Source organism: Desulfobacter postgatei 2ac9, from assembly GCF_000233695.2.
Classification (GTDB): Bacteria; Desulfobacterota; Desulfobacteria; order Desulfobacterales; family Desulfobacteraceae; genus Desulfobacter; species Desulfobacter postgatei.
This window is the reverse complement of the sequence record NZ_CM001488.1, coordinates 3,122,709-3,135,634: the sequence shown is the minus strand read 5'-3', so window position 1 is coordinate 3,135,634 and position 12,926 is coordinate 3,122,709. Positions and strand designations below refer to the sequence as shown.

Genomic DNA, 12,926 nt, shown 5'->3' with positions numbered 1-12,926 from the left:
ATTGGTTTCATGCCTATTTTTGAAAAGCTTCCTTTGGAAACACTGACCCCGGCCAAGGAGCGCTGGACACCCATCTACCTTGAGCACGGCAGGCTTGAGATAGACGACTCCAGCGTTAAATGGATTGGTGCTGATAAAACAGTACTGCGACTGCCCATTGCAACTATCAGTGCCCTGATGCTTGGTCCGGGAACAACGGTTACACATGCGGCTGTCAAAGCCTGTGCAGACTGCAATACACCGGTGTGCTGGGTAGGCGCAGAAGGGCTGCGGTTTTACGCTTTTGGCGCCACGCCTACACATGATAATGAGCGGGCAAGAATTCAGGCAGCACTTCATGCGTCTAAAAAAAGCCGTGAACGCATTGCCCGAAGAATGTTTGTCATGCGCTTTGGGGACGAGTCTGTGGTTGAAGGGAAAACCATTAAAACATTAATGGGAATGGAGGGTCACAGAGTCAGAGAGCTTTATATCAGTATGGGACAAAAATACGGCGTATCCTGGAAAGGAAGAAATTACAACCCAGACAACTGGCAGCTTGCCGATTCCCTGAATAAGGCCATTTCTGCAGCAAATGCGGCCTTATATGCGCTGACTACGGCTGTAGTCTCCTCCATGGGCTATCTACCACAACTGGGCTTTATACACTCTGCCGGCACTCTGCCCTTTGTTTTTGATATTGCAGACATTTATAAACCGGAAACAACTCTTGAAGCTGCATTTCAAACAATTCGAATCAACCCGAAAGCGGAAGAGAAAGATACGCTCACACGTCTTAAACAGATCATAGAACAATCCAGGCTGATGTATCGAATACCCAAAGATATCAGCAGACTTCTGGCTGAATGAAGAGGTAAATTTTGACAGTTATCATATGCAATGATACCCCTCCTGCCATTCGGGGGATGCTCAAACGCTGGTTTGTTGAACCCAAACCAAATGTTTTTGTGGGGACGGTGAATCGCAGAACGCGAGAAAAAACCATTGAATATATCCGGCGCAATGCACCAGGGCTGGGCATGCTGATTTTAGCAACAGCGCAAAATTCACAGGGCTTTTCCATTGTTTCTTATGGTGAAACCAATCGAATTCCAGTTATTTACGACGGACACTATCTCATTGCTGAAAAGTGGAATGAGGATGAAGAATGTTGACAGCCTCTTTTTCCTGTTTTAGTGGTCTTTCCAGTTCATCTGAACAAAAGTTATGGGAGTTGGGGTGCCTTTCCTGGGATCAATTTGAATATTTACCGAATAAAACATTTTCCAGGGAAAAAATGAAAGACGTTCGTTTACAAATTGACCAGGCAAACATAGCCTTAAAAGCAGGCATGCCGGATTATTTTCTTAACAGGTTTGCCAATCCCGATAAAATCAGAGTTTTAGAAAAATTCCAGAAAGAAACCGCCATTATTGACATTGAAACAACAGGATTGAGGCAAGAGGCCCAAGTAACCAGCATTGCAGTATTAAAACATGGAAAAATTTTTTTATATGTAAAAAATATTAACCTCAGCAATTTTCTGGAATCTCTTGAAGATATAAATTTAATAATCACCTATAATGGAACTAGGTTTGACCTTCCTTTCATCAGAAAATGTTTTAAAATTGATCTGACAATACCCCATCTTGATTTGTTGTCGGTTTTAAAACAACTTGGATACACTGGTGGTCAAAAACAATGTGAGGCGAGATTAGGTTTAGACAGAAACCTTTCACCTGGTCTCGACGGCAGAGACGCCATCCGTTTATGGGAAAGCTGGCAGCGCCATCAAATTCAATCAGATTTAAATCAGCTACTGTTGTACAATGCTGAAGATGTTTTCATGCTGGAAAAATTAGCTGTTCATAGCTACAACCTGGCTATGAAAAAATTTCCAATATCCTTAAGACTTAAAAGTAGTATTCCTGGTAAAATGCTCACTAAAGAGAATATTGTTAATTTTGCTCTTTGAAAATTTGTTAAAACTATTGAATTTGTATCCGAAATATTTTGATACTACATCATATTGTATTTTATAAAATTTTAAGACACAATATATTGGCTTTTCCCCACCCCCGTGGGGATGATCCGGCCACAATCACTGCAATTAATTTCAGACATCTCTTTTCCCCACCCCCGTGGGGATGATCCGGCTTCCAGTTTCGTCCAGGAGGATGTTGCTGTCTTTTCCCCACCCCCGTGGGGATGATCCGTAATCGAAATAGTCCAGGCCGCCCTGGCAAATCTTTTCCCCACCCCCGTGGGGATGATCCGGAACTCTTGGCATGTAAGGCCGGAATCGCAATCTTTTCCCCACCCCCGTGGGGATGATCCGCAATACCCGGGTGTGAACCTGCTCGTTGAGTCCTTTTCCCCACCCCCGTGGGGATGATCCGGAAAGCTTGCTTCTCAACAATGGTGTATTCAGCTTTTCCCCACCCCCGTGGGGATGATCCGCAATATTAACGGCAATATATTCAGCATACAATCTTTTCCCCACCCCCGTGGGGATGATCCGAATCCACCCAGGGTCTGGGACCGGAACCTGAACTTTTCCCCACCCCCGTGGGGATGATCCGAAAAGATTCCAGTTGTATTTGATGATATAAACCTTTTCCCCACCCCCGTGGGGATGATCCGACAATGCCACAAAGGAAAACAAAACAGTGGCACTTTTCCCCACCCCCGTGGGGATGATCCGAAGTAATCCCACCAGTCCTTTATTGAGTCTCTCTTTTCCCCACCCCCGTGGGGATGATCCGAGCTGCTTTGTCTACTATCTGCCCTGATTTTACTTTTCCCCACCCCCGTGGGGATGATCCGTCTGGCCAATAGTTTATTGAAAAAACGTGATGCTTTTCCCCACCCCCGTGGGGATGATCCGAGTTTCATAAACAGGCATGTTATTCTCATCCACTTTTCCCCACCCCCGTGGGGATGATCCGCGTCTCCGGGGCGTCTGCTTTTTCCCCCTGAACTTTTCCCCACCCCCGTGGGGATGATCCGACATTAAAAAGGCATCTTACGTCTGGGAACGGCTTTTCCCCACCCCCGTGGGGATGATCCGACAATATTGGCACCCGCAGAATCCCCAGCATTCTTTTCCCCACCCCCGTGGGGATGATCCGTATTTGCCACTCTGGCACTCTCAGCAGCAGTCCTTTTCCCCACCCCCGTGGGGATGATCCGGTGTTAAAGCAATCAACTCTCAGCCCGTTAAGCTTTTCCCCACCCCCGTGGGGATGATCCGAGTAGGGGATATAAAATCTATTTTTCAAAATACTTTTCCCCACCCCCGTGGGGATGATCCGCTTGCGCGAAGATGCACTGTGCTGAACGGGTACTTTTCCCCACCCCCGTGGGGATGATCCGCAAAAGGAAGCAGCCGAAGCCCAGCAAGATGCCTTTTCCCCACCCCCGTGGGGATGATCCCCCATAGTTATGATGCTCTGCTATAGTCTGGCTCTTTTCCCCACCCCCGTGGGGATGATCCGTATTACCGTAACTTTTTTGAAACCATTTTTTCCTTTTCCCCACCCCCGTGGGGATGATCCGAATATATGGAGATGCCTCCAGATGCCGAATTTCTTTTCCCCACCCCCGTGGGGATGATCCGACAACGCCACAAAGGAAAACAAAACAGTGGCACTTTTCCCCACCCCCGTGGGGATGATCCGCATGTTCCATATGTTGTTTAAGTGTTGGTAATCTTTTCCCCACCCCCGTGGGGATGATCCGCCTGCCGGATTTCCCGGAAACGGATGCCTGCTCTTTTCCCCACCCCCGTGGGGATGATCCGAAATTAAAGGGAATAGTCAAGGAAATATTAGACTTTTCCCCACCCCCGTGGGGATGATCCGTCAATAACGGTTGACGATGAAGAAATCATTGACTTTTCCCCACCCCCGTGGGGATGATCCTCAAATATGGTGGCAATAATCATACCACCAAAACTTTTCCCCACCCCCGTGGGGATGATCCGCCATAATGATGGTAAAACATAAAAAACTATCACTTTTCCCCACCCCCGTGGGGATGATCCGTATTTGAACTAACACATAAACAGAAACAGCTTCTTTTCCCCACCCCCGTGGGGATGATCCGAGGTGTCTGCTGAAAAGCTCAGGCTTGGTCTACTTTTCCCCACCCCCGTGGGGATGATCCAGATTCATTAAGCTGGGATGAAGCCTTTATTGCCTTTTCCCCACCCCCGTGGGGATGATCCGCATGGGGAAAGGAGACTGGGGATGGAGATTACCTTTTCCCCACCCCCGTGGGGATGATCCGTCTTTAAAAATAAAGACAGTAGAAGACGCATTCTTTTCCCCACCCCCGTGGGGATGATCCGTACACAACCATTTGTCAGTACATGGATCGCGGCTTTTCCCCACCCCCGTGGGGATGATCCGCATTAATACAGGAAACTCATTGCAATCTAATTCTTTTCCCCACCCCCGTGGGGATGATCCGCCATGAGGCTACCTAAAAAGTCTGAAGGTGATCTTTTCCCCACCCCCGTGGGGATGATCCGACAGTAAATATAGTGTATCTAAACATCCATTACTTTTCCCCACCCCCGTGGGGATGATCCGCATTATTTTTCTCCTTTATTTGTTAAATTACTCTTTTCCCCACCCCCGTGGGGATGATCCGTCTTTTTTGCGCAATACGTCAATTGCACAAACCTTTTCCCCACCCCCGTGGGGATGATCCGGATATATAGGGGATCTATATAAAAAAGGAGAACTTTTCCCCACCCCCGTGGGGATGATCCGAGATCCATGTGGTTTGGGACCATATTGAGTATCTTTTCCCCACCCCCGTGGGGATGATCCGCACATATAATAAAGGAACTGAATAGATGTTAGCTTTTCCCCACCCCCGTGGGGATGATCCGCAAATGGTTGCTTTTTCTATGTATTTCTATTGCTTTTCCCCACCCCCGTGGGGATGATCCGGATTGATTATGGAGCAAACATGCTTCTATGATCTTTTCCCCACCCCCGTGGGGATGATCCGGGTATGTAGGCGGAAATAAATCTATGGAAATGCTTTTCCCCACCCCCGTGGGGATGATCCGCTGGGCCGTAATGTTAACAAACCCAACCGATACTTTTCCCCACCCCCGTGGGGATGATCCGCAAACCAGAACGCCCGGCATATGACAGGGGTACTTTTCCCCACCCCCGTGGGGATGATCCGCCATAGCAGCCTTGTGATATCAATCACTTGTTCTTTTCCCCACCCCCGTGGGGATGATCCGAACTTTGTGGTTGATACTAATGTGCTGATTGACTTTTCCCCACCCCCGTGGGGATGATCCGCCCCCATCATTGCGCCGGTCAATGATAAGCGTCTTTTCCCCACCCCCGTGGGGATGATCCGTAACCCCTGGTTCTGCAGGTAACCCCTGGTTCCTTTTCCCCACCCCCGTGGGGATGATCCGTATTGCATATCGCCACATTCATAATGAATTAGCTTTTCCCCACCCCCGTGGGGATGATCCGTTCAATGATTAGTTTATAGCATACTTAAAAAACTTTTCCCCACCCCCGTGGGGATGATCCGTGCGTGTTGCAGGCTTAAGTCATCAACAAAAACTTTTCCCCACCCCCGTGGGGATGATCCGTCACTAATAACAAACAGATAAGGAGAATAAAACTTTTCCCCACCCCCGTGGGGATGATCCGACGTTTAAGATTTTTTTTAAATTCCATTTTTTCTTTTCCCCACCCCCGTGGGGATGATCCGCCATAATGAGGGCAGGGCATAAAACACTATCACTTTTCCCCACCCCCGTGGGGATGATCCGGTTAGCTAATGACATTCCCCAGAAATATGTGTCTTTTCCCCACCCCCGTGGGGATGATCCGTTCAATGATTAGTTTATAGCATACTTAAAAAACTTTTCCCCACCCCCGTGGGGATGATCCGTAAATTGTCAATTACAACCTAATGATTATCTACTTTTCCCCACCCCCGTGGGGATGATCCGATATCAACATCCATGTATGCGTTTTAACAAACCTTTTCCCCACCCCCGTGGGGATGATCCGGTTAATCGTACCGTTTGGCCTGCCCCCCTGAACTTTTCCCCACCCCCGTGGGGATGATCCGTTGAGCGCCCATATTGTCATACTGATAAATGCCTTTTCCCCACCCCCGTGGGGATGATCCGTATATTGGCAAGGCATTAGAGACAACAAAGAACTTTTCCCCACCCCCGTGGGGATGATCCGAGATTAAGAATACGAGCACACCTGGAGAACCTCTTTTCCCCACCCCCGTGGGGATGATCCGGCCCTACATTTAATAGGGCCTTTTTTATTACTCTTTTCCCCACCCCCGTGGGGATGATCCGGTATAAGGATATAAACAAACCAAATATGTTTACTTTTCCCCACCCCCGTGGGGATGATCCGTAATGGGCATGAATCCGGAAGCAATCGAAATTCTTTTCCCCACCCCCGTGGGGATGATCCGGAATTATCCTGCCCGACGAATGGGAGTTTATCCTTTTCCCCACCCCCGTGGGGATGATCCGGCGTGGCAAAGTCTGAAGGCGTGGCATGGTCTCTTTTCCCCACCCCCGTGGGGATGATCCGGGAATTGGGATATACAATTCCCCACTATTTGACTTTTCCCCACCCCCGTGGGGATGATCCGAGTTCAACAGACACGTCATACGCGCCGTCCACCTTTTCCCCACCCCCGTGGGGATGATCCGATGGCTGTTACAAGGGGCGATCTTACATTTTGCTTTTCCCCACCCCCGTGGGGATGATCCGCCTTGAAAGGCTTGCCAGTCAAGGGTTTTCGCCTTTTCCCCACCCCCGTGGGGATGATCCGGTTAGCTAATGACATTCCCCAGAAATATGTGTCTTTTCCCCACCCCCGTGGGGATGATCCGAAGGATAGCAGGCTATACTATGCCGCAATGTACTTTTCCCCACCCCCGTGGGGATGATCCGAATGAGGAAAAACGTTCCTGGTGTGAAGAATGCTTTTCCCCACCCCCGTGGGGATGATCCGTCTCACCGTCTACTCGAACCTCAACAGCTCCCCTTTTCCCCACCCCCGTGGGGATGATCCGTCATTAGTGAGGATGGGCCAACTATAATCGTTCTTTTCCCCACCCCCGTGGGGATGATCCGATCAGTGGTGCCATCAGCTGATCCAGTAAGTGCTTTTCCCCACCCCCGTGGGGATGATCCGGGCTCCGCCGACGAGAATGCGCTCAACGTCGACTTTTCCCCACCCCCGTGGGGATGATCCGGATCCCGGAGAAGCCTTTGAAAACGGCGTGGACTTTTCCCCACCCCCGTGGGGATGATCCGCCGAAAAAAAGAAAAAAACGGAAGGCCTTGAACTTTTCCCCACCCCCGTGGGGATGATCCGGCGTATTGAACGCATTGTAACATCTTTTAATTCTTTTCCCCACCCCCGTGGGGATGATCCGGGAACCCTGCTTGGCGGCTGGCCCCCTTTTACCTTTTCCCCACCCCCGTGGGGATGATCCGTGCGTGATCGCGGCCATCACCCAGGCCAATGTCTTTTCCCCACCCCCGTGGGGATGATCCGACACTATGGACAAATATCCCTTCTGTTTCAGACTTTTCCCCACCCCCGTGGGGATGATCCGCATCCACCAGCGCCCCGGCATCGGCAATGGCCCTTTTCCCCACCCCCGTGGGGATGATCCGGCCCTCGGGCATCCAGTAACTTGACTTCCTAACTTTTCCCCACCCCCGTGGGGATGATCCGCCCATCAATATCAGACTTACCAGTAGAAGCAACTTTTCCCCACCCCCGTGGGGATGATCCGACGACAGTAATAATTAACGAGCAACACACGCTCTTTTCCCCACCCCCGTGGGGATGATCCGAAATCTTGACAGCTAAGTTCGGGACATGGACGCTTTTCCCCACCCCCGTGGGGATGATCCGCCATCAAGCTCACCTGGTCGCAGGTTGCTTGCCTTTTCCCCACCCCCGTGGGGATGATCCGTCGTCCATCCCCCAGCCAAGCTCTCTTTGTTTCTTTTCCCCACCCCCGTGGGGATGATCCGTATTGATTCCGGGATTCAGTCTGCCAGTGATTCTTTTCCCCACCCCCGTGGGGATGATCCGATGACGACGATGACCCATTGCCGGAGCCGGACCTTTTCCCCACCCCCGTGGGGATGATCCGTATTTCCATAACACCACAATTCCATTTAACTGCTTTTCCCCACCCCCGTGGGGATGATCCGCGCACTGTGCTTATGGGCAGTACCGGGCTGGGCTTTTCCCCACCCCCGTGGGGATGATCCGTGGTTGATATATATAGTAATTAACGATAGTTACTTTTCCCCACCCCCGTGGGGATGATCCGTGCCCTTCGCTTTCCGTGCATGTAGAATATTTCTTTTCCCCACCCCCGTGGGGATGATCCGGCTGCAATTTCATGTCCTTGAGCTGAAATATTCTTTTCCCCACCCCCGTGGGGATGATCCGCTCCGGTACGGATATCAAACCTCAGATGATTGCTTTTCCCCACCCCCGTGGGGATGATCCGTGGTCCCAGTTGTCTGCTTTCCACCATTGACCCTTTTCCCCACCCCCGTGGGGATGATCCGAGGGACAGCCGGAGAATAATCCGAACCTTCTGCTTTTCCCCACCCCCGTGGGGATGATCCGCAAAAAACGTACCGAGACAATCTAAAATTGACCTTTTCCCCACCCCCGTGGGGATGATCCGTGTGATACCTGGCATATATTCTCCTGTTTACTCTTTTCCCCACCCCCGTGGGGATGATCCGCTCGATACAGAACAACTTGACATCATCATTTGCTTTTCCCCACCCCGTGGGGATGATCCGGACGGCAATTGCGGCCGCTGCGACGTCAACGACTTTTCCCCACCCCCGTGGGGATGGTTCATCCATTTTTAATGGTCGCCCCCCATGCGGGGGCGTGGATTGAAACGATCGTCCGGGAATGTTATTATACTAACCGGGGTGGTCGCCCCCCATGCGGGCGTGGATTGAAACAAAATAGACGTCTATGGACATTTTATCTACTTACCGCGTTGTAAAACCAAGGCCGAGGTATTTGAGAGTTTTTTAAAGACACAGGTCCTGGCCTGGAAGTTCCTTTTGAAAAAAAGCAAAAGAGTAAAAAATATGAATCAAATTGAATTTAAGATTTTATTTAGAGCACCCAAATATCCGGTAATTATAGTATCCGCCAATAGACTTTATTCGGCATTTGATATTAACCAATTGGCAGAAGGTTGTATATCTTCAGTGCCGATTGAAAATAAAGATTATATTCAAGTGGTAGACTCAACCGGGAGTGAATTTTGGTACATGCCAAAACATTATACCTTGTCACCTGGTTTTGTGTTTAAAAAATGGACCAAAAAACAAATTATAGAAACCTTTAACAACAGTGCAAGTGAGAAAAGGATATTACAAGAATATTCAATGAAATCCTTGTCGAGTAAAAGGCTGGATAAAATCATTCATGACATTTGCACAATTCTGAAGTCATAATCGGGATAGGGCTACCCATCACTGAGGAACCCTATCAGTAAGCTGTATGACATGACACCGGAGAGGGGTATGGAGAAAGGACTCCTTGGCGGAATTGAAAACAGGGAAAACCGGAGATGATAATGAAAAAATTCACCTTACCAGCATTCAAGAAAGAACCGGCCAAGAAGAAAAAGGAAGATTTGATAAAAGATGTTTCATATTTATATCAACAATTTCAAAATGTTAAAGAATACTATAAATCTCAGTATGGAGATACTATAAGCGACACTGGTACGATCAATTCGGGTGACGCAACAAATCCCAATCCCAAAACACAAAAAAAAGGATTTCCAACATGATAGAAATGATAAATATTGGCCTGCCGGATGCCATCGCTTATCGAATAGAAGGCAAGATCACAGAAAAAGAAATGAAAACAGTTCTTGCTATTTTCAGAAAAAAAATCAAGAAGAATGAAAAACTGATAATTTATCAGGAAGTGGTAAGTATCGGTGGCGTAGAGTTCAATGCAATGATAGAAAAATGGAAGTTCTTTCTTGCATTTGGACTTTCCCATTTCAGCAGGATTGCCGTTGTTACACATAAAAAATGGATTCATAAACTTGTGGATCTGGAGGGTAAACTTTTTAAGAGCATAGAAATGAGAGGATTTTCAAAGGAAGAGAAAGACCAAGCGATTGAGTTTTTGTCCTAAACCGCTCCACCTAAAAACAAATAGGCAGAATTTGCCTCTAACTATATCGGCCCATTCTGCCTAATTAATTAAAAACTATGGAAAAAAATAATCATAAAAGGCGATATAACTTTGGCATCAGTGGATGCAATCGTCAACGCAGCTGATCCCAAAATGCTTGGAGGCGGTGGCGTTGATGGTGCAATATTGAGTTGTAAATAAAGGCCGTTTATTTTTTGATTCTTTCACCGTTATCTTCCTTTAAAAAAATCCAACTGATAAAGGAACCTAAATTACCTTTTTCAACGGCTTGTTGCCAAAATCTTTGGTTGCGAATGGTGTTAGACCCGGTCTCCTCTTTTTCGTGTGTAGTTTCCTCTTTAGGGGATGCGATTTCTTTTTGAAGCTCATGCAGACGGTCAATCCAAACTTTCATATTGGTTGGCCTTAAATCAATCCAGCCCTTATCAGCAAACTGGTTAAATTGCTGCAAAGAAACTTTACCTTTTTCGGGGTACTCCCATTGGCTGGGAATAGCAAGCTGTTCTCCCCGCAAAATTTTATTTCCAGGTAAAACAATGGCAAGCCCAACGGACAGGGATGATTGTCTTAGAAAGCTATCGTCCGTGATGGTCTGCACACAGCGCTCCGACAAAGTTTTTTCATCCATTTTAATGGGTTCTAAAAGATTGATATGCTTTTCAATGATAAAAATTTCATAAAGTAATTTCGCTAATTTAGGGGGGCCTAGGTTTTCAAAGGCGATGCTTGGCACATCATATTTTTTTTCCAGATATCTTAGTGATTCCAGCGCTCTTTCCCTCATATACCCACCTCTAAACGTAGGGCCCAAGATCGATGAATCCAAAGCACTGACAATATCGTGTCCGCTGTTCCCTCCTTGCAGGCATTGTAGGACTTCATTGGCGATATCTTCAGGCGTGATCATTTCCATCAACCCTTCTTCGCTTAACGTTTCAAATTCAATTTTCTCTAAAAGCCTATCATCAACCGCGCTTTTTACGGTTTGGACCTCTTTGAGCAAGCACCTACTTTCAGAAAAGAGGTCTTGATACGCTATGGCTGTTGCTGTGTTGACACTGTCTATAACGATATTCGGGCGTTCTTCTTGAATCATCCGGTAAAGATAAGATTCGTTAAGAATCTCTTGATTAAGCGGGTCGATAATGTCCCTAAGATAGCGTTCCCGTGTTTCTCGTTGAGACAAGATCGTTTTTCGTCCCATATCTTTAAAAGCACTTCGGCAAAAAATATCACCCGTGATACCTGAAAATTCAGTTGTTGCGCTGAGCGCTTTTAACTCGTCTAACGTCTTTTCAATCCTGGAAGAAGATCGTCCTGTAATTGTAATGGCTGCCGGCTGTTGTTCCGGATGTGACAGTAAGCTACGGCATATAGCTTTTCCCACTAATCCTGAGCCACCTATAACGAGTATGCGTTGATTGCTGATATCCATGTTGATTCACTTTCTGTTTTGTTTGAGTGCCTTAAAATGATATAGAATAAATTAAATTTTAGCAGATTGTGGATTTGCAATAAAGGATGTTTGCATGAAATTGCATGAATATCAAGCCAAAGAAATGTTGCGACTCTCGGGAATCGAGACGCCTATTGGTGTGGTGGCGCACACAGCGGATGAGGTGGAAACCTTGCTGAGGCAAATGAATATCACCCGCGGTTTGGTGAAGGCGCAAGTGTTGACTGGCGGTCGTGGAAAAGCGGGCGGGGTGAAGTTTTTTGAAAGCGTTGCCCAAGCACGTGAGATTACCGACAGCATGCTGCAGACTACCCTGGTGACCAAACAGACGGGGCCCAGTGGTGAATTGATTTCCAAGGTTTTGCTTGAGCAACCCGTGGAGATTAGGCAGGAGTTTTATTTGGCGATTCTCATTGATCGGGCCAAATCGTGCCCGACCATGTTTGTCTCTTCAGAAGGTGGGGTGGAATTCGACGAGGTTGCGGAAAAATTCCCCGATAAAATATTGACAATTGCATTGTGTGAGGAACCTGATTTTAGAGCCCTGGCGCGTCAGATCAATAAAGTCTTCCAGTTGGATAAAGAAACGTTTGAAAACTTGGTGGATCTGCTTGAAAAACTTAACCACGCCTTTATTCACAACGATTGCACGCTTTTGGAAATCAATCCTCTGGCCCTGTGTGTAGAAAATGGGCGGCTATTGCCTTTGGACTGCAAGGTTAACATTGATAGCAACGCTCGGTTCAGGCAAAAACAATGGTCGGCATGCTTCAATAATGAATTAAATGAACACGAGCAGACCGCTGCAAAATACGGGCTGAAATATATCAAATTAGATGGTAACGTGGGATGTATGGTGAATGGCGCCGGCCTGGCGATGGCCACCATGGATACCATCCTGGCCAATGGACATGCGCCTGCGAATTTCTTGGATGTGGGGGGTAGTGCTTCTGAAGAAGCGGTAACGCAAGCCCTGAAAATCATTACCTCAGATCCTAATGTCAAAAGTATTCTCATTAATATTTTTGGCGGCATCTTAAAATGCGATATCATTGCCCGGGGAATCGTAAATGCTGTGAAGCGTACGGGAGTTAAATTGCCCCTGGTGGTTCGTCTGGAGGGTACGCATAAAGAAGAAGGATTGCAAATCATAAAGGATTCCGGATTGGCGATAACCCGTGTCGATAGTTTAGCTGAAGGCGCCCGCTTGGCCGGGGCAGCAGCGGAGGATTGA

At 47.8% G+C, this 12,926-nt stretch carries 8 protein-coding genes and 1 CRISPR repeat array; of the genes, 7 read left to right on the top strand and 1 reads right to left on the bottom strand.

The genetic code is table 11. The features are described 5' to 3' along the window. Positions 1-9: 9 nt before the first annotated feature. The 6 genes from cas1e (at position 10) to DESPODRAFT_RS14440 (ending at position 10,215) form a co-directional block, all read left to right on the top strand. Positions 10-849 (top strand): type I-E CRISPR-associated endonuclease Cas1e, encoded by an 840-nt coding sequence (gene cas1e, locus DESPODRAFT_RS14465; protein WP_004074392.1) that lies wholly within the window; start codon positions 10-12, stop codon positions 847-849. Between the two features lie 11 nt (positions 850-860). Further along, complete coding sequence (gene cas2e, locus DESPODRAFT_RS14460; protein ID WP_004074390.1) at positions 861-1,154, top strand: type I-E CRISPR-associated endoribonuclease Cas2e; 294 nt, start codon at positions 861-863, stop codon at positions 1,152-1,154. Next, positions 1,148-1,954 (top strand): ribonuclease H-like domain-containing protein, encoded by an 807-nt coding sequence (locus DESPODRAFT_RS18780; protein ID WP_004074388.1) that lies wholly within the window; start codon positions 1,148-1,150, stop codon positions 1,952-1,954. Before cas2e ends, DESPODRAFT_RS18780 begins: the two co-directional genes overlap by 7 nt. A 90-nt stretch (positions 1,955-2,044) precedes the next feature. Then, positions 2,045-8,904: a CRISPR direct-repeat array (repeat unit 29 nt; unit sequence CTTTTCCCCACCCCCGTGGGGATGATCCG). 215 nt (positions 8,905-9,119) lie between these two features. Beyond that, complete coding sequence (locus DESPODRAFT_RS14450; RefSeq protein ID WP_245531927.1) at positions 9,120-9,518, top strand: hypothetical protein; 399 nt, start codon at positions 9,120-9,122, stop codon at positions 9,516-9,518. 122 nt (positions 9,519-9,640) lie between these two features. Continuing rightward, positions 9,641-9,859 (top strand): hypothetical protein, encoded by a 219-nt coding sequence (locus tag DESPODRAFT_RS14445; protein WP_004074386.1) that lies wholly within the window; start codon positions 9,641-9,643, stop codon positions 9,857-9,859. After that, entirely contained in the window at positions 9,856-10,215 is a 360-nt protein-coding gene (locus DESPODRAFT_RS14440) for a SpoIIAA family protein (RefSeq protein WP_004074385.1), read from the top strand. The genes DESPODRAFT_RS14445 and DESPODRAFT_RS14440 overlap by 4 nt, the downstream gene beginning before the upstream one ends. Before the next feature lie 208 nt (positions 10,216-10,423). Here the strand turns inward: DESPODRAFT_RS14440 and DESPODRAFT_RS14435 are convergent, their stop codons facing one another. Then, positions 10,424-11,671, bottom strand: coding sequence for a Rossmann-fold NAD(P)-binding domain-containing protein (locus tag DESPODRAFT_RS14435; protein ID WP_004074384.1), 1,248 nt, complete (start codon positions 11,669-11,671; stop codon positions 10,424-10,426). Between the two features lie 94 nt (positions 11,672-11,765). Between DESPODRAFT_RS14435 and sucC the strand changes: the two genes are divergently transcribed. Next, entirely contained in the window at positions 11,766-12,926 is a 1,161-nt protein-coding gene (gene sucC, locus DESPODRAFT_RS14430; RefSeq protein ID WP_004074383.1) for an ADP-forming succinate--CoA ligase subunit beta, read from the top strand.

Excerpts from the sequence above, each read along its gene's own strand:
- DESPODRAFT_RS14440 (WP_004074385.1), top strand. The coding sequence starts at position 9,856 with ATGATAGAAATGATAAATATTGGCCTGCCGGATGCCATCGCTTATCGA.
- DESPODRAFT_RS14435 (WP_004074384.1), bottom strand. The coding sequence starts at position 11,671 with ATGGATATCAGCAATCAACGCATACTCGTTATAGGTGGCTCAGGATTA.
- DESPODRAFT_RS14445 (WP_004074386.1), top strand. The coding sequence starts at position 9,641 with ATGAAAAAATTCACCTTACCAGCATTCAAGAAAGAACCGGCCAAGAAG.
- DESPODRAFT_RS18780 (WP_004074388.1), top strand. The coding sequence starts at position 1,148 with ATGTTGACAGCCTCTTTTTCCTGTTTTAGTGGTCTTTCCAGTTCATCT.
- cas1e (WP_004074392.1), top strand. The coding sequence starts at position 10 with ATGCCTATTTTTGAAAAGCTTCCTTTGGAAACACTGACCCCGGCCAAG.
- sucC (WP_004074383.1), top strand. The coding sequence starts at position 11,766 with ATGAAATTGCATGAATATCAAGCCAAAGAAATGTTGCGACTCTCGGGA.